The organism is Stenotrophomonas sp. 2YAF26 (genome assembly GCF_052114625.1).
GTDB lineage: Bacteria > Pseudomonadota > Gammaproteobacteria > Xanthomonadales > Xanthomonadaceae > Stenotrophomonas > Stenotrophomonas indicatrix.
This window is the reverse complement of the sequence record NZ_JBFRFC010000007.1, coordinates 49,537-66,293: the sequence shown is the minus strand read 5'-3', so window position 1 is coordinate 66,293 and position 16,757 is coordinate 49,537. Positions and strand designations below refer to the sequence as shown.

The 16,757-nt window shown below is 67.9% G+C and carries 15 protein-coding genes; 8 read left to right on the top strand and 7 right to left on the bottom strand.

Annotation, left to right across the window (positions count from 1 at the left end; all coding sequences use genetic code 11):
* Positions 1-92: 92 nt before the first annotated feature.
* The 5 genes from AB4Y98_RS09305 to AB4Y98_RS09285 form a co-directional block, all read right to left on the bottom strand.
* On the bottom strand, positions 93-3,302 hold the full coding sequence (locus tag AB4Y98_RS09305) for an efflux RND transporter permease subunit (protein ID WP_442244228.1): 3,210 nt from the start codon (positions 3,300-3,302) through the stop codon (positions 93-95).
* Between the two features lie 9 nt (positions 3,303-3,311).
* Positions 3,312-4,511, bottom strand: coding sequence for an efflux RND transporter periplasmic adaptor subunit (locus tag AB4Y98_RS09300; protein WP_442244227.1), 1,200 nt, complete (start codon positions 4,509-4,511; stop codon positions 3,312-3,314).
* Positions 4,508-5,761, bottom strand: coding sequence for a TolC family protein (locus AB4Y98_RS09295; RefSeq protein ID WP_442244226.1), 1,254 nt, complete (start codon positions 5,759-5,761; stop codon positions 4,508-4,510). The genes AB4Y98_RS09300 and AB4Y98_RS09295 overlap by 4 nt, the downstream gene beginning before the upstream one ends.
* Positions 5,762-5,817: 56 nt before the next feature.
* Positions 5,818-6,168: a hypothetical protein gene (locus tag AB4Y98_RS09290; RefSeq protein ID WP_442244225.1), complete on the bottom strand. Its 351-nt coding sequence runs from the start codon at positions 6,166-6,168 to the stop codon at positions 5,818-5,820.
* Positions 6,169-6,332: 164 nt separating this feature from the next.
* On the bottom strand, positions 6,333-6,731 hold the full coding sequence (locus AB4Y98_RS09285) for a RidA family protein (RefSeq protein WP_442244224.1): 399 nt from the start codon (positions 6,729-6,731) through the stop codon (positions 6,333-6,335).
* A 110-nt stretch (positions 6,732-6,841) separates the two neighbouring features.
* Here AB4Y98_RS09285 and AB4Y98_RS09280 point away from each other — a divergent pair, with 110 nt between their 5' ends.
* Positions 6,842-7,735, top strand: coding sequence for a LysR family transcriptional regulator (locus AB4Y98_RS09280; RefSeq protein ID WP_442244223.1), 894 nt, complete (start codon positions 6,842-6,844; stop codon positions 7,733-7,735).
* Here the strand turns inward: AB4Y98_RS09280 and AB4Y98_RS09275 are convergent.
* Positions 7,704-8,936 carry a nucleotide disphospho-sugar-binding domain-containing protein gene (locus AB4Y98_RS09275; RefSeq protein ID WP_442244222.1) on the bottom strand — a complete coding sequence of 411 codons (1,233 nt, stop codon included), beginning with the start codon at positions 8,934-8,936 and terminating at the stop codon, positions 7,704-7,706. The genes AB4Y98_RS09280 and AB4Y98_RS09275 overlap by 32 nt on opposite strands.
* Positions 8,937-9,139: 203 nt before the next feature.
* On the opposite strand from AB4Y98_RS09275, the gene dnaQ reads away from it, so the two are divergent.
* From dnaQ to AB4Y98_RS09240, 7 genes are all read left to right on the top strand, one after another.
* Entirely contained in the window at positions 9,140-9,649 is a 510-nt protein-coding gene (gene dnaQ, locus AB4Y98_RS09270) for a DNA polymerase III subunit epsilon (RefSeq protein WP_312111097.1), read from the top strand.
* A 239-nt stretch (positions 9,650-9,888) separates the two neighbouring features.
* Complete coding sequence (gene rpmB / locus AB4Y98_RS09265; protein WP_005411638.1) at positions 9,889-10,125, top strand: 50S ribosomal protein L28; 237 nt, start codon at positions 9,889-9,891, stop codon at positions 10,123-10,125.
* 10 nt (positions 10,126-10,135) lie between these two features.
* On the top strand, positions 10,136-10,303 hold the full coding sequence (gene rpmG, locus AB4Y98_RS09260; protein WP_170272460.1) for a 50S ribosomal protein L33: 168 nt from the start codon (positions 10,136-10,138) through the stop codon (positions 10,301-10,303).
* Positions 10,304-10,509: 206 nt separating this feature from the next.
* A complete protein-coding gene (cls, locus tag AB4Y98_RS09255; protein WP_025878058.1) occupies positions 10,510-11,928 on the top strand; it encodes a cardiolipin synthase in 1,419 nt (472 codons plus the stop codon).
* Between the two features lie 24 nt (positions 11,929-11,952).
* A complete protein-coding gene (locus tag AB4Y98_RS09250) occupies positions 11,953-13,374 on the top strand; it encodes an FAD/NAD(P)-binding protein (protein ID WP_442244221.1) in 1,422 nt (473 codons plus the stop codon).
* Positions 13,375-13,383: 9 nt separating this feature from the next.
* A complete protein-coding gene (gene uvrD / locus AB4Y98_RS09245; protein ID WP_134833272.1) occupies positions 13,384-15,576 on the top strand; it encodes a DNA helicase II in 2,193 nt (730 codons plus the stop codon).
* Positions 15,577-15,673: 97 nt separating this feature from the next.
* A complete protein-coding gene (locus AB4Y98_RS09240) occupies positions 15,674-16,000 on the top strand; it encodes a low molecular weight protein tyrosine phosphatase family protein (protein WP_025878054.1) in 327 nt (108 codons plus the stop codon).
* A gap of 12 nt (positions 16,001-16,012) precedes the next feature.
* On the opposite strand, the gene AB4Y98_RS09235 is transcribed toward AB4Y98_RS09240, so the two are convergent.
* On the bottom strand, positions 16,013-16,639 hold the full coding sequence (locus tag AB4Y98_RS09235; RefSeq protein WP_442244220.1) for a hypothetical protein: 627 nt from the start codon (positions 16,637-16,639) through the stop codon (positions 16,013-16,015).
* Positions 16,640-16,757: the final 118 nt, after the last annotated feature.

The following is a 16,757-nucleotide window of genomic DNA, read 5'->3' as shown; positions in this document are numbered from 1 at the left end:
GCACTGCAATCGTTCGACATTGCCGGCCAGCGGCCGGCACTACCGGGGATCGGAAAACAGGGTCGGATCGCAGGATCCGACCCCGTCATGTTTCACCCCACCGCCCTTGGCTTGGCCACCCGCGCAGCGAAGGTTGGCAGCACCAGCAGGGTCAGCACCGTGGCGGTGATCAAGCCACCGATCACCACCGTTGCCAGCGGTTTCTGCACTTCCGCACCGGAACCACTGGCGATCGCCATCGGAATGAAGCCGACGATGGCCACCAGTGCGGTGGTCAGCACCGCGCGGATACGGCTGGATGCACCATTGATCGCGGCCATCATCGGCACGTCACCGGCGTCCAGGCGCTCGCGGATCGCCTGCATCAGCACCAGGCCGTTGAGCGTGGCCACGCCGGACACGGCGATGAAGCCCACCGCGGCCGACACCGAGAACGGCATGCCGCGCAGCAGCAGGGCGAGGATGCCGCCGACCAGCGCCAGCGGCACGCAGCTGAACACCAGCACCGCTTCCTTGCCGCTGCGCAGGGCCATGAACAGCAGGCTGCCGATCAGCAGGAATACCACTGGCACCACCGTGGCCAGGCGCTTCTCCGCGCGCTGCAGGTTCTCGAACTGGCCACCCCAGGTCAGGTACGCACCGGGCGGCAGCGCCACGTCGGCCACGGCGGCCTGTGCTTGGCCAACGAATCCGCCGAGGTCGCGGCCGCGCACATTGGCCTGCACCACCACCCGGCGGCTGCCGTTGTTGCGGCTGATCTGGTTCGGCCCTTCGCTGACGCTGATGCGCGCCACCGAGGACAGCGGAATCACCACGCCGGCCGGCGTGGCGATCGGCAGCGAGGCCAGCTGATCCGGGTCGTTGCGTGCGCTGTCATCCAGACGCACCACCACATCGAAGCGACGGTCGCCCTCGAAGATCTTGCCGGCTGCCGTGCCGCCGATGCCGGTGGACAGCGCATCGCTGACGTCGGCGGCGGTCAGCCCGTATTGCGCTGCCGCTACATGGTCGATCTTGACGTTGAGCGTGGGCAGGCCGGAAATCTGCTCCACCCGCACATCGGCCGCGCCCTCCACCGCGCGCAGCTTCAGCGCCACCTGGTCGGCCACCTTCTGCAGCTGGCTGAAGTCATCGCCGAAGATCATCACTGCCAGGTCGGTGCGCACGCCGGAAATCAGCTCGTTGAAGCGCAGCTCGATCGGCTGGCTGAACTCGAAGCTGTTGCCCAGCTGCTGGCCGGCCAGTTCTTCGAAGCGGGCCACCAGCGCCTCCTTGCCCAGCTTCGGATCGGGCCAGTCCGCACGCGGCTTGAGCACGATCACGCTGTCGGAGATGTTGGTCGGCATCGGGTCGATTGCCGCTTCGGCGGTGCCGGTACGCGAGAACACCGTTTCCACTTCCGGTTGCTGGGCGATGGCCTTCTCCAGTGCCAGCTGCATCGCCAGCGACTGCTCCAGCGAAGTGGATGGCACGCGCAGTGCCTGCATCGCCACGTTGCCTTCATCCAGGGTAGGCATGAACTCGCGGCCGAGCAGGCCGAACGAACCAATGCCCACCAGCAGCATCAACGCTGCACCGGCGATCACTGCGCGCGGCCGCGCGACGGCCTGGCGGATGATCGGCTCGATGCGTCCACGCAGCACGCGGATCAGCTTCGTTTCGTGCTGGCCATCATCACTGTGTGCCTCGCCTTCCTTCGGCTTCGACTCACGGACCATCAGCGCGGCCATCGCCGGCACGAAGGTGAAGGAGAAGATGAAGGCACCCACCAGGGCCAGCATGAACGTAGCGGCCATCGGGTGGAACGTCTTGCCCTCCACCCCTTCCAGGGTGAGGATCGGTGCGAACACCAGCAGGATGATCAGCTGGCCGAACGCTGCCGGGCGTGCCATCTTTCGCGCCGAATCGGCCGCTACGCGCAGGCGTTCCATCGCGGTCAACGCGCGGCCCAGTTCGGCACGACGCTGGCCCAGCATCAGCAGCGTCGATTCGATCACGATCACCGCGCCGTCCACCAGGATGCCGAAGTCCAGCGCACCCAGGCTCATCAGGTTGCCACTGATGCCGAAGCGGTTCATGCCGATCACCGCGAACAGGAACGACAGCGGGATCACCAGTGCGGTGATCGTCGCCGCGCGCAGGTTGCCGAGCAGCAGGAACAGCACCACCACCACCAGCAGCGCGCCCTCGGTGAGGTTCCTGGCCACGGTCTTGATGGTGGAATTGACCAGCACGCTGCGGTCCAGCACCGGCGCGGCCACGATGTCCGCCGACAGCGAGGCATTCACCTGCTTCAGCCGTGTGGCGGCCGCCTGGGCCACGGTGCGGCTGTTGCCGCCGGCGATCATCAGCGCGGTACCGAGCACGGCTTCATGGCCGTTGCGGCTGGCCGCACCCAGGCGCGGTGCGCGGCTGAGGCCGACATCGGCCACATCGGCCACCCGCACCACCACGCCGTTGCGGGTGGCTACCGGCGCCTGTGCCAGATCGTCGGTGGTCAGTGCCAGACCGTCGGCACGCACCACCAGGCCTTCGCCGGCGCGCTGCACGAAGCCGGCACCGGCCTGTACGTTGGAGCGCTGCAGGGCCGTCACCAGATCAGCCAGGCCCAGGCCATGCGCGGCCAACCGCGCGCTGTCCGGATGCACGCCGTATTCCTTCACGTAGCCACCGACGGTGTCCACGCCCGCCAGCCCGGGGCTGGAGCGCATCTGCGGCGCGATGATCCAGTCCTGCACGGTGCGCAGGTAGGTGGCACGTTCTTCCGGCGTGCGCAGCAGGTTGCCTTCCGGCGTGCGGTAGACCTCGCCGGCCTGCCAGCCGGCTTCACCGGGCTTGGCCAGCTTCGCAGGGTCGAACGCGGTGAAGTCCACCGTCCACATCAACACCTCGCCGAGGCCGGTGGTGACCGGCGACAGCATCGGCGAGGCACCCTCGGGCAGCGCTTCGGCGGCCTCGCGCATGCGTTCGGCCACCTGCTGGCGGGCGAAGTAGATGTCGGTGGCATCGGTGAAGATCGCGGTGACCTGCGAGAAGCCATTGCGCGACAGCGAACGGGTGGTGGTCAGGCCGGGGATGCCGGCCAGCGCGGTTTCCAGCGGATAGGTCACCTGCCGCTCGATCTGCTCGGGCGTCAGTGCCGGTGCCACGGTGTTGATCTGCACCTGGCGGTTGGTGATGTCCGGTACCGCATCGATCGGCAGCTTGCCGAGCTGGAACAGGCCCACGGCGGCAACGAGTGCAGCCAGGGCCACGACCAGCCAGCGGTGGCGTACCGCGGTTTCAATGATGAGCTTGAACATGGAAGGTCCTCAGTGCCCGTGCTCGGCTTCGCCCTTGGCCAGTTCGGCCTTGAGCAGGAACGCATTGGCGCCGACGATGCGTTCGTCGCCGTTCAAGCCGCCGAGAATCTCGATGCGGTCACCGGCACGTCGGCCGGCCAGTACCGGCTGCACCTTGAAGCCGCCCTGGACGGCGACGAATACCGCGCTGCTGCCGCCGACGTTCTGTACCGCATCAGCCGGCACGCTCAACGCGCCGTCCTTGCCGTCGGTGACCACCACCGCCGACACCGGCGAACCGGCCGGCGGCAATGCGGCATCCACCGGCATGGCACGGATCACCGCCACGCCACCCTGCTGGCGCACATCGGCGGCCGAACCGGTGACGGTGGCACTGAAGCTGCCGCCCGGCACGGTCACTTCCAGCGTCATGCCCGGCGTGACCTGCGCGGCCAGCGCCGGTGGCGCGGTGAACACCAGCTCGTTCATCGACGGATCGGCGACGTCGGCCACCGGGCTGCCGGCCGCCACCACGCCGCCGGGCGTGACCTGCACGTTGCCGACGATGCCGGCCACCGGGCTGGTGATGCGCACGCGGCCGCTGCTGTCGGGCGAACCGTTGGCCGCGGCCTGTGCCTGCGCGGCAGCGGCCTGCGCCTGCGCCGCCAGCGATCGCGCACGCGACGTTTCCAGATCCTGGCGGGCGACCACGCCCTGTTCGACCAGTGCCTTGTCGCGGCCGTGGGCCAGGCGCGCCGCCTCGGCCTCCGCGGCGGCGGCAACCGCATTGGCGCGGAACACTGCCGCCTCGCCACTGACCACGATCGCCAGCGTCTGGTTCTGCTTCACTGCCGTGCCCGGTGCGACCAGCACGCGCTCCACGCGACCGGTCACGGTGGAAGCGACCGAGGCACGTGCACCGATCGACGGTTCCACCCGGCCCGACAGCCGCGTCGAACCACCCCCGCCGCGGCCGACGGCCACCACGTCGATGCCGGATGCCTTGATCTGCTCTGGCGTCAGCTGCACCACGCCTTCATCGGCATCTGCCGCGTTGCCGGTTTCGGCCTTGGCATCGGTGCTGTCGGCGGCGTGGCCATGGCCATCGTCGGCCGTTGCCTTGCCGGCGGGCTCCGAGACTGCCGGGGCCTGTGTGTTACCAGAACAACCGGCCAGCAATGCAGTCAGCAACAAGCCGCCAACCAGCGGGAGAGTACGGGACAGGTTCATCGGGCCTCCACAAAGGGTGCGCGCCCTTCGAGGCGGGCGAGATCGATTTCCGCGCCGACGCGCGACAGGCGCGCGTCCACGGCGGTGCCGCGGGCGGCGATGAGGGCACCGCGTGTGCTGCGCAATTCCAGCTGCGAGATGCGCCCGGCGTCGAAGCCGATGCGCGCCAGTCGATAGGCTTCCTCGGCGGCGACCACGCTTTCGTCGGCCGCGCGGGTGCGGCTGCCGGCGGCCTTCAGGCCCGCCACCGCCGACAAGCGTTCGGCTTCGCTGTCGCGCCGCTGCTGGTCCAGCCGCGCCTCGGCCGCGCGCTGTTCGGCACTGGCGGCGCGGATGCCACCACGATTGCGGTCGAACAACGGGATCGAGAGACTGACGCCGAGCGTGTAGGCCTGTTCGCGGTCCTCGCGGAAACGCGTCTGCGCGGCGGTAACGCTGAGGTCGGGCAGGGCGCGCTTGCGCTCGACGTCGACCAGACGACCGGCCGCATCAACTTCGGCTTCGGCCACACGCACGGCCAGAGCCACATCGGTCGCGCCACGCGGTGCTGGCGGTGCGCGATCGAGCAGACTGTTGTCGATGGTCTGCACCGGTGCATCCAGCAGGGCCGCACCGGCCAGGCGGGCCAGCGCGGCGTCGCGGAAGGCCTGCGCCTCATCCAGCGCGGCGCTGGCATTGGCCACTTCACTCTGTGCCTGCACGGCACGCAACTGCGGCTCGCGGCCATGCTTGACCATGGCGGTGACCGCCGCCGCATCGTCGCGGGTGAGGCTCAGCCCTTCTTCGGCCAGCGTGTAGCGACGCAGGGCGCTTTCCGCCTGTGCGTAGATCGCCGCCAACTGGCTGGCGACATCGCTGCGGCTCTGCGAACCCCGCAGGGCAGCGGCCTGTGCCTCGGCGCGGGCGGCGCGGACGCGCGCGCCGCGCTGGCCCCAGACCTCCAGCGGCTGGGACAGGGTAAGCACGGTGTCGGCCCTGCCCATGCCGCCGTAGGAGCCTGTGCCCCAAGCGTTTTCGGCGGACCAGGAAAGGGATGGATTGGGCAGCGCCCGGGCCTGGTCGGCGCGGGCGTCGGCCGCCTCGGCCAATGCCGCGCCGACGCGGGCGCCGGGCAGCTGGTCCAGGCGTTCAAGCAGGGTGTCGTACGAAGGTGCGGCTTGTGCGGCGACCTGTGCGGCGGGGATCAGGCCCAGCAGCACGGCGACGACCAGCCCGGCCGCGCGCGGCGACCGACGTGTCAGGATCGACATAGGGGGATTCCGGTTGTGAGTGAAACGGGAGCCCGCGATTGCGGGACGCGCTCAACTCACGCCCGGGGAGGACGTGCCAGTTCGTCCTGGGCGACCGCATAGGTCGCCGCATCGCCTGCATTCGTCCAGCGCGCCGGTTGCGGCGTGCCAAAGGCGGCGAAGGTGCTCGCCGGCAGGCTCAGGTTGGAGTGGTGGCAGTGGTTGTGGCTGCAGGCAGCGGCGTGCTTGCCGTCGTTGTCACTGTCACTGTCACCGTCGGCATCTTCGGCGCCGGATTCCACATGCACCACCGTGCTGTCGTGCGGTTCCACCGCACACGCCAGCACATCGGCCACCGGCACGACCACGAATGCCGCCATCAGCAGCATCAGCAGGTACGAACGAAGGTGGCGGGCGATCCGGCGCATGGAGGGGAGGCTAGCAAGCGGTTTTCGGTGGATACAATATCAATGGCCACCTCGGGAATTTGTCGGCGTGTTCCGTTCAGGCGAGTGTCCGGGGGTAGTGCCGGCCGCTGGCCGGCAATCCTTGAACCCTGCTGGCGCAATGCGCTGCCGGCCAGCGGCCGGCACTACCGGTCTGCGGGCAGCTTGGCGATCACCTTGATCTCGAACTGGAAGCCATACAGCCAGGTCACGCCGATGCCGGTCAGGGTCGGGTGCGGCGCTTGGCCCCAGTACTCGGGCACGATCGCCCAGGCCTTCTCGAAGTTCGTTTCCGGATCGACCAGGAACACGGTCACGTCGATCACGTCATCGAACGTGCAGCCGGCCGCGGCCAGCACTGCGTTGAGATTGTCGAAGGCGCGGCGGACCTGGGTCTCGAAGTCCGGTTCGGGCGAGCCATCCTCGCGGCTGCCGACCTGGCCGGAAACGAACAGGAAGCCATTGGATCGGATCGCCGGTGAATAGCGGTTGCTCTCGTACAGCGCCTGCCGGCCGGCGGGAAAGACAACATCACGGTGGGACATGGGACGGATTCCAGACGGGAGTGCACCATCCTCCCCGCCACCGCTGTCTGGATAAACCGTGATGATCGGTCTAGATTGATTGCAAATTCCAAACAATCACAGCCACTGCCATGGACCGTTTCGAAGCGATGCGCGCGTTCGCCCGGGTGGTGGAGACCGGCAGCTTCACCCGCGCCGCGCACACGCTGCAGCTCAGCCGCACCACGGTCACCCAGCTGGTGCAGCAGCTGGAGGCGCATCTGCAGCTGCGCCTGCTCAACCGCACCACGCGCCGGGTCAGTGTCACAGCCGATGGCGCGGCTTACTACCCGCGCATCGTGCGCCTGCTGGCCGAGCTGGAAGAGGTCGAGGGTGGTCTGGGTGATGCCGCCGCACAGCCACGTGGGCGCCTGCGCATCGACGTTCCCGGCCCGTTCGCGCGGCTGTTGCTGGTGCCGGCGCTGCCCGGCTTCCAGGCGCGCTATCCGGAGATCCAGCTGGACATCGGCGTCAGCGACCGCGAGGTCGATGTCATCGCCGACAACGTCGATTGCGTGATCCGCGGTGGCACCCCGGCCGACCCGGCGCTGGTGGCGCGGCCGTTGGCGAGCCTGCCGATCGGCTTCCATGCCAGCCCTGGCTATGTGCAGCAATTCGGTGTGCCGGAACACCCGCGCGCGCTCGAAGGGCCAGACCACTGCACGGTAGGTTTTCTAAGCCCGCGCAACGGCCGCGCACGCGTGTTCACCGCGCAGCGCGGCGCCGAGCGCATCGAGGTGCAGGGGCGCTATTCAATCGGTTTCGATGATGGCAATGCCTATCTGGCGGCGGGTCTCGCCGGCCTCGGCGTGGTCGCGTTGCCCAGCTACATGGCCGAACCGCATGTGGCGCGCGGCGAGCTGCTGCCGGTGCTGCACGACTGGCAGTTGCCGCCGATGCCGATGCACGTGATGTTCCCGCCGAACCGGCACATGAGCCAGCGGCTGCGGGTGTTCATTGATTGGGTGGTGGAGACGTTGGGCTGAGCCACCGCTCGAGTGCGGCCACGCCGCATGCCACTCCATCCTCGTTCGCCATTGCAGCGCCCAGCGCGGCCGCCCGTGCGCGTGTATCCGCATGCTCGGCGAACGCCAGTGCATCGGCCAACACCTGCGGCTGCAACCGCTTGGGTGACAGTGGCGCCGGTGCCACGCCCAGGTGCTGCAGGCGATCGGCCCAGAAGAACTGGTCGGCGGCGAACGGCATCACCATCGACGGTATGCCGGCGCGGCATGCCGAATGCGTGGTGCCGCTGCCGCCGTGGTGGATCGCCAGTGCGCAGCGCGGCAACAACGCTTCATGCGGGGTCGGGCCGATCACCCGTACCGAGTCGGGCAGCGTCATGTCGGGCACGCCGACCCAACCGGGAAACAGCAGCACGCGGCGTGGCGCCAGCGCCGACAACAGCGCCGGCAGCACACGTTCGCGCTCGAAGCCGGTCATGCTGCCGAAGCCCAGATAGACCGGCGGCGGTCCTGCATCGAGGAAAGCCTGCAGTTCGCACGACGGATGCCACGGCGCAGCAGGGGCCGACCATTGGCCGCACACGAGGTGGTCGGCCGGCCAGTCCGAAGGCGGTGGCAGCAGCTGTGGCGAGATGCCATACAGCATCGGCAGGCCAGCCCAGAGGGAACGTCGTGGTGGCTGCCCGGCGTGCTGGCGGGCCGTGTTGATCGGGCCGCGGAACTGTCGCCAGATCAGGCCGTTGACCAGGCCATAACTGGCCCGGTTCAACCAGCCCGGCGAGCGCCCGGGCGGCAGGAAGGGCGAGCGGAACGCGCGCGTCGGCGTCAGCGGAATCATGCCGGCGCCGATCACCGGAAGACCACGACATTCGCCGACGCTCATGCCGACGAACGCAGCCAGGCCACCGGTCAGGATCGCATCGCAGTCGTCGGCTGCAGCATCGGCCTGGCGCATCCAACCGGCGACGTGTTGCAGCGCCATCCGTGCCAGCCCGGTGCTGGCGGCGGCAACGCCATTGCCGCGTGAGACCAGCGCCACCACTTCGTCGTGGATGTCGCCTTCCAGCGCGGCGTGCGGGACGCCCAGGGCCTTCGCGCTGTCGAGGGTGCCGCCGTCGGCCAGCAGCATGACCTCGTGACCGGCCGCGATCAGCCCATGGCAGAGCATGACCAGCGGGCGCGTATCGCCTTCGGTGCCGTAGGTGAGGGCCAGCAGTCGCATTGGAGCCTCCGCAGTGAATCACCAGTATGCCGACATCGCTGTGTTCGTCCGCGCTCCTGCCGACGCACCGCGTGGGACAATCCCGCCTCATCTGCCCCCGCCGCACGGGGCGCGCGCAACAGGATCCAGCACCGCATGACCGCACTGCCATCCCTACCGTCCCTTGTCTGCCGCATGCCGGCCGCTGCATACCGGCGTGCGCCGTGAGCCGCGTCGTTGCACTGGACACCGAAACCACCGGCATCTCGCATCGCCTGGGCCATCGGGTGATTGAAATCGGGGCGGTGGAACTGATAAACGGGCAGCTCAGCGGCCGCCAGTTCCACACCTACCTGCAGCCGCAGCGGAAGGTGGACTGGGGCGCGCAGCGCGTGCACGGCATCAGCGATGCCATGCTGGTGGGCAAGCCATTGTTCGCCAGCAAGGCCGCCGAGCTGCTGGAGTTCCTGCGTGGCAGCGAGATGGTCGCGCACAACGCCACCTTCGACGTCGGCTTCCTCGACAACGAGCTGCGCCTGGCCGGCATCGCCGATGGGCTGGCCCAGCACTGCCGCGTGACCTGCAGCCTGAAGCTGGCCCGCAACCGTTGGCCGGGCATGCCCAACAAGCTCGACGATGTACTGCAGCGCCTGCGTATTCCCGGCACCCGCGGCCTGCATGGCGCACTGAAGGATGCGCACCTGCTGGCCCAGGTGGTGCCGCACCTGCGCTGAGGGCAGGCATCGCCATCGCATTCAGGCATGGCCTGTGGGTAAGTTGCGCAAGGTCTTGATTGCGTGCATAATGCGCGGCTCGCTGTGTCCGGTTTTCTATCGGGCGGCGCCCCCGGGAGCACGTCCCCGGCCGCCCAACGCCAGCGTAACCCTTTGATTCTCTTGACGTGTGGTGGGCAACCATCGAGGCCGCCGTCCCCCGGGCTACGGGGAGACACAACTTACTATCGAGGTGCGCAATGTCCCGCGTATGCCAGGTTTCCGGCAAGCGAGTGCAGACGGGTAACAACGTCTCGCACGCCAACAACAAGACCCGTCGTCGTTTCCTGCCCAACCTGCACGAGCGCCGCTTCTGGGTCGCCAGTGAGAACCGCTGGGTGAAGCTTCGTGTTTCCGCGCATGCACTGCGCACCATCGACAAGAACGGTATCGATTCCGTTCTGGCTGAGCTGCGTGCGCGCGGCGAAAAGGTCTGAGGAGTAGACGATCATGGCAGGCAAGCGCGATAAGGTCCGTATGATTTCGACCGCCGGTACCGGTCACTTCTACACGACCGACAAGAACAAGAAGAACACCCCGGGGAAGATGGAATTCTCCAAGTACGATCCGGTCGTGCGCAAGCACGTCCCGTACAAGGAAGGCAAGATCAAGTAATCCGCAAGGATTGCGGGTCGCTTCCGAAAAAACCCGCCCTCGTGGCGGGTTTTTTTGTGCCCCCCGCCCCCGGTAGGTGTCGACCTTGGTCGACACGTTCCGACCCCGTGGGTGCCGACCGTTGGTCGACACGCTGTCCCCAGCGCCGCTCGACTCTACCCACCCCGCTGGGCAGAATGGCCCCACACCTCCCAACGGGCGACGCGATGCTGTTCGAGTGGCTGCTGGGCTCGTACCTGCTGTTGATCGACTGGCTGATCCGGCTGGTGGCGCTGTGCTGGATCCCCACCCGCACCACGCCGGGCGCGGCGCGCAGCTGGCTGCTGCTGGTCGGCTTCGTGCCGCTGCTGGGCCTGCCGCTCTATCTGCTGTTCGGGCATCCGTGGCTGTCGCGCGAGCGCATCCGCCGGCAGGCCGAGGCCTCGCAGGTCATCCGTGAAGAACAGGCGCTGCAGCGCCGCCTGCGCTGGACGCCGCAGCCCGATTCGGCCAGCGCCGAAGTGGTGCCGCTGGTGCAGCGCCAGGGCGATTTCATGCCGGTGCACGGCAACGCGATCGACCTGCTGACCGACTATGACGAATCACTGCACACCCTGATCGCCGACATCGACCAGGCCCAGGACCGGGTGCACCTGCTGTACTACCTGATGTTCGATGACACCGTGGGCGAGGCCATCGTCGAAGCCCTGCAGCGTGCCGCAGCGCGCGGGGTGCAGTGCCGCGTGCTGCTGGATGCGGTCGGCGCCAAGCGGGGCCTGCGCGCATACAGCAAGCGGCTGCGGTCACGTGACATCGAAGTGCGCGCGATGCTGCCCGGCGGCCTGCGTTGGCGCCGCAGCGGACGCATGGACCTGCGCAACCATCGCAAGATCGCAGTGATCGACAACGAAGTGGGCTATGTCGGTTCGCAGAACCTGGCGCGCCCTGAATTCGTTGCCGGCCACCCCAACCGCGAGCTGGTGGCGCGCGTGCGCGGGCCTGCGGTGGCGCACCTTGAAGCGGTGTTCGCCAGCGACTGGTACATCGAAACCGGGCAGCGCCTGGAGGTCATCGCCGACGTGCCGGTGTGCAGCGAGGACATCGCCACCCAGCTGCTGCCCAGCGGCCCGGCCTACCCGTACAGCAACGCGCGCGATGCGGTGGCCGCGCTGATCCATCTTGCCCGGCGCCGGCTGGTGATGGTCACGCCCTACTTCGTGCCCGACGAAGCAACGCTGAGTGCACTGCGCATCGCCGCGCTGTCCGGCGTGCAGGTGCAGCTGATCCTGTCGGCCAGCAACAACCAGCGGCTGACCTCGTGGGCGCAGGAGGCCTACTACGATGAGCTGCTGCGCTGCGGTGTGCAGATCGCGCTGTACGAGCCGCAGTTCCTGCATGCCAAGCACATGAGCGTGGATGAGGACATCGCCGTGCTCGGGTCGATCAACATGGATATCCGCTCGTTCGCGCTGAATGCCGAAATCGGCCTGATCTGCTACGACCGTCAGCTGGTCACGCAGTTGTGCGCCATCGAGGACGACTACCTGCGCCAGTCGCGCCTGCTGGACCTGGAGCAGTGGCGCAAGCGTCCCGCGTGGCTGCGCAGCCGCGAGGGCATCGCGCGCCTGGCCGATGCCTTGATGTAGGCCAACGCCAGCCGGGCAGGGCCGATGGCCTACAATCGGCGCATGACTGATTCACCGCGTAGTGGCGAACTGGACCTGGCGATCATCGGCGGTGGTGCCGCCGGGGTGCTGGTGGCGATCCAGGTGTTGCGCCAGGCCCGAGCGCCGCTGGCGCTGGCCATCTTCGAGCCGGCCTCGCAGCTGGCACAGGGCATTGCCTATGCCACGCCGTGGCCGGAGCACCTGCTGAACGTGCCGGCGGCGAAAATGAGCGCCTTCCCCGACCAGCCCGGCGACTTCCTCGATTTCCTGCAGGACGCCAACGCCTACCCGGGCGAGGCGCGCGAGGTGCTGGGCGAACGCTATGTGTGTCGCCACTACTTCGCTGCCTACCTGCAGCAGCGCCTGCGCGAGGCCGAAGCGGCCAGCGCGGCGCGATTGCAGGTCATCGCCCAACCGGTGCTGGCGATGCAGCCGGATGACCACGGTTACCAGCTGCAGCTGGGCGATGGCCAAACGCTGCATGCAGCGCAGGTGGTGATTGCCACCGGCAACAGCATGCGGCCGTTGCCGGTGGACGGCGTCGACGCGCTATCTGCCGATGACGTGGTCGAAGCCTGGGATTACGACGGCGTACGCACGCTGGCCGGTGACCATGCCCTGGCCATCGTCGGCTCCGGGCTGAGCATGGCCGACACCGTGCTGGCGTTGGTGGCTGCGGGTCACAGCGGGCCGCTGCACGTGATCTCGCGCCATGGCCTGCTGCCGTTACCGCATGCACACGGTGGCCTGCCGGCGTTCGACCCGCAGGAGCTGCTGACGATGACTCTGCGCCGGCGTCTGCGTGCACTGCGCCAGCACGCGCGGCAGGCACAGGCCGACGGCATTCCTTGGCAAGGCGTGATGGATCGCATCCGCCCGCATGGGCAAGCGCTCTGGTGCAGCCTGGACGCCGCCGATCAGCGCCGCTTCCTGCGCCACGTGGTGCGCTACTGGGACGTGCACCGCCATCGCATTGCTGAACCGGTGGCCGAGCAGTTGCAGGCGCTGCAGGCCAGCGGCCAGCTGCGCGTTCACCGCGCGCGCCTGCAGCGCGTGTGGCGCGACGGTGATGCCCTGCGGCTGTCGGGTCGCGAGGCGGGCGGCGGCAACGTGCAGTGGACGATCGCTGCGGTGGTCAATGCCACCGGTGTGGAAACCCGTGCCTCGGCACTGCGCAATCCCTTGCTGCAGCAGCTGCAGGCCGATGGGCTGGCCCGCCCCGGCCCGCATGGGCTGGGCCTGGACAGCAGCGTGCCGGGCGACCGGTTGTGTGCAGAGGCTGGCCAGCCACAGGCGCGCCTGGGGGTACTCGGCAGCCTGCGCATCGGCAGCCTGTGGGAAAGCCTGGCGGTGCCTGAACTGCGTCAGCAGGCGCAGGCACTTGCCACGCAGGTGGTCGCAGGAGCTGCGACGTCGATGCCGTAAAATGGAGGCATGGATGTCTCCCACTTGCTTGATGGCCTGAACCCGGCCCAGCGCGAAGCCGTCTCCGCTCCCCTCGGTCACCACCTGGTGCTGGCCGGTGCCGGGTCGGGCAAGACGCGCGTACTCACCCACCGCATTGCCTGGCTGCATGAAGTCGAAGGCGTGCCGACCCACGGCATCTTCGCGGTGACCTTCACCAACAAGGCCGCCGGCGAGATGCGCCATCGCATCGACGCGCAGCTGCCGCATGGCAGCCGCGGCATGTGGATCGGAACCTTCCACGGCCTGGCCAACCGCCTGCTGCGCCTGCACTGGCAGGACGCCAAGCTGCCTGAAAGCTTCCAGGTGATGGATTCGGACGACCAGCTGCGCCTGGTCAAGCGCGTGGTACAGGCGCTGGAGCTGGATGACGGCAAGTACCCGCCCAAGCAGATTGCCTGGTGGATCAACGCGCAGAAGGATGAGGGCCGCCGCCCGCAGCACATCCAGCCCGAGCCGAACGATGCGTGGCTGGAAACCATGCGCCAGGCCTACGCCGAGTACCAGGCGCGGTGTGACCGTGCCGGCTTGGTCGATTTCGCCGAGCTGCTGCTGCGCGCGCACGAACTGCTGCGCGACAATCCGCCGTTGCTGTCGCATTACCGCGCGCGGTTCCGCGAGATCCTGGTGGACGAATTCCAGGATACCAACGCCATCCAGTACGCCTTCGTGCGGGTATTGGCCGGGCACGAGGGCCACGTGTTCGTGGTCGGTGATGATGACCAGGCCATCTACGGCTGGCGCGGTGCCAAGGTCGAGAACGTGCAGGGCTTCCTGCGCGATTTCCCGGGCGCGCAGACCATCCGCCTGGAGCAGAACTACCGTTCCACCGCCAACATCCTCAGCGCCGCCAACGCGGTGATCGCGCACAATCCGGACCGCATCGGCAAGCAGCTGTGGACCGACAGTGGTGACGGCGAGCCGATCGACCTGTATGCGGCGTACAACGAGATGGACGAGGCGCGCTACATCGTCGAGCGCGCACGGCAGTGGGTGCGCGACGGCGGCAGCTACACCGAAGTGGCCGTGCTCTACCGCAGCAACGCGCAGTCGCGCGCGCTGGAAGAAGCGCTGCTGAGCGAACAGGTGCCGTACCGCGTGTATGGCGGCATGCGCTTCTTCGAGCGCGCCGAAGTGAAGGATGCGCTGGCCTACCTGCGCCTGCTGTCCAACCGCAACGACGACGCTGCATTCGAGCGCGCGGTGAACACGCCCACGCGTGGCATCGGTGACCGCACGCTGGACGAAGTGCGCCGCGAAGCGCGCGCCCAAGGCATCTCGTTGTGGGAAGCCACCATGCTGGTGACCCAGGGCAGCGCACTGGCGGCGCGTGCGCGCAATGCGCTGGCCGGCTTCCTGGTGCTGGTCAACGAACTGCAGGCGCAGACCCTGCAGATGACCCTTGCCGAGCGCGTGGACCATGTACTGGTGCGCTCGCAGTTGCGCGAGCACTGGAGCAAGGAAAGCCGCAACGCGCTGGATTCGGAATCGCGCACCGACAACCTCGACGAACTCGTGTCGGTGGCCTCGCGCTTCGTGCGCCGTGCCGACGACATCGAGGAAGTGGGCGAGGACATGGACGAGCTGGTCGCGTTTCTGGCCTACGCCGCGCTGGAGGCCGGTGAGGGCCAGGCGCAGGCCGGCGAGGAAGGTGTGCAGCTGATGACGCTGCACTCGGCCAAGGGCCTGGAATTCCCGCTGGTGTTCCTGGCCGGCGTGGAAGAGGGGCTGTTCCCCAGTGCACGGTCGCTGGAGGAAAGCGGGCGGCTGGAGGAAGAGCGTCGGCTGGCCTACGTCGGCATCACCCGCGCGCGGCAGAAGCTGGTGCTCAGCTACGCCGAATCGCGGCGCATCCACGGCCAGGACAACTACAGCCTGCCTTCGCGTTTCCTGCGCGAGATCCCGCGCGAGCTGCTGCACGAAGTGCGGCCGAAGGTGCAGGTCTCGCGGCCGGCGTCGATGGGCGCAAGCCGGGTGATGGGACATGCCGCCATCGAAACGCCGCCGATCAAGCTGGGTGCGCTGGTCAACCATCCCAAGTTCGGCGAAGGCATGGTGACCGACTACGAAGGCAACGGTGCCCACGCGCGCGTGCAGATCGAGTTCGCCGACGCCGGCAGCAAGTGGCTGGTGATGGCGTATGCCAACCTGACGGTGATCTGATCACCGCCGGGGTCGGATCCCTCCCGTAGGAGGGCTCTGACCCCGACGCGATGGAAAGCAGCCGAGCACGGGCTCGGCTCTACAAAGGCGAGTGCTCATGACCCGCAACGTGCTCTTCCTCTGCAGCCAGAACCGTCTGCGCAGCCCGACGGCCGAGCAGGTGTTCGCCGATTGGCCGGGCGTCGAAACCGCCTCGGCCGGGCTGCTCGCCGACGCCGAGGAAGTGCTCAGCCCCGAGCTGCTGCAATGGGCCGATCTGGTGTTCGTGATGGAGCGGACGCACCGCAACCGGCTTTCCAGCCGCTACAAGGCATGGTTGAACGGCAAGCGGGTGATCTGCCTGGATATTCCCGATGACTACGAGTACATGGACCCGGTGCTGGTGGAACTGCTCAAGCGCAAAGTGATCCCGTTCCTGCGCTGACCCGGTCGGCGATCAGTCCTGCGCCTGCGGTTGCGCGGCCGTGTCCTGTTCGGACATCGACTGCTGCAGGCTGCTGGTGAAGCTCTTTACCGCGCGTTCCAGGGCGATCTCCCAGTTCTCCCGCGAGGCTACCTGGAAGATGTTTGCGCCATGGCCGGTAGTCGTGAAGGTGCGCGTCTGGCCATCCTTGCGTGCCGTCACCTGTACCGCGATGTCTGCAAGCATCTGCTGGGTGTACGTCGCGGCGCGCCAAACATTCACCGGAGCACTTACCGAAAAATCGTTCAGCGTGGCGTCCAGATGCGTACACGATGCCTCGCACTTGTCGGCAGTCCTGTAACCCATGTTGCGCAGCGCTTGGATCATGATCTCGCGTGCCTTGTCCGGCGCTGTGGACGTTTCGAGCTCCACCAGCACGCCATTGCCGGCACGGATGACACCACCGATGTTCTTCGCACGCGCCGCCGATTGCACCTGCGGGAAGTACTGGGGGCGGTTGTCACGCACCGGGGCCACCACCACCACCGGGCCCTGCTCCGGGTTCACCCGGATGTCCGGCACGTTCACGCGCACCACTTCGGTGCGGATGCCGCAGCCCGTGAGCAACAGCAGCAGTGCCAGCGTAATGATCGACTTCATGTATTCCCCCTGTTGGAATGGTGTCCTTGCGCCGCGCATTATCGCTTGCACATCGCCTGAAAGGACGAGGCGCCGACGCCGCAAAGCGGCCGGGCATGGCACGGCTCTACAATAGCGG

Coding starts and splice junctions, on each gene's coding strand:
- AB4Y98_RS09275 (WP_442244222.1), bottom strand. CDS start 8,936: ATGCGACTGCTGGCCCTCACCTACGGCACCGAAGGCGATACGCGCCCG.
- AB4Y98_RS09250 (WP_442244221.1), top strand. CDS start 11,953: ATGGCCTACAATCGGCGCATGACTGATTCACCGCGTAGTGGCGAACTG.
- AB4Y98_RS09280 (WP_442244223.1), top strand. CDS start 6,842: ATGGACCGTTTCGAAGCGATGCGCGCGTTCGCCCGGGTGGTGGAGACC.
- AB4Y98_RS09305 (WP_442244228.1), bottom strand. CDS start 3,302: ATGTTCAAGCTCATCATTGAAACCGCGGTACGCCACCGCTGGCTGGTC.
- rpmB (WP_005411638.1), top strand. CDS start 9,889: ATGTCCCGCGTATGCCAGGTTTCCGGCAAGCGAGTGCAGACGGGTAAC.
- AB4Y98_RS09240 (WP_025878054.1), top strand. CDS start 15,674: ATGACCCGCAACGTGCTCTTCCTCTGCAGCCAGAACCGTCTGCGCAGC.
- uvrD (WP_134833272.1), top strand. CDS start 13,384: ATGGATGTCTCCCACTTGCTTGATGGCCTGAACCCGGCCCAGCGCGAA.
- AB4Y98_RS09285 (WP_442244224.1), bottom strand. CDS start 6,731: ATGTCCCACCGTGATGTTGTCTTTCCCGCCGGCCGGCAGGCGCTGTAC.
- AB4Y98_RS09295 (WP_442244226.1), bottom strand. CDS start 5,761: ATGTCGATCCTGACACGTCGGTCGCCGCGCGCGGCCGGGCTGGTCGTC.
- cls (WP_025878058.1), top strand. CDS start 10,510: ATGCTGTTCGAGTGGCTGCTGGGCTCGTACCTGCTGTTGATCGACTGG.
- AB4Y98_RS09290 (WP_442244225.1), bottom strand. CDS start 6,168: ATGCGCCGGATCGCCCGCCACCTTCGTTCGTACCTGCTGATGCTGCTG.
- AB4Y98_RS09300 (WP_442244227.1), bottom strand. CDS start 4,511: ATGAACCTGTCCCGTACTCTCCCGCTGGTTGGCGGCTTGTTGCTGACT.
- AB4Y98_RS09235 (WP_442244220.1), bottom strand. CDS start 16,639: ATGAAGTCGATCATTACGCTGGCACTGCTGCTGTTGCTCACGGGCTGC.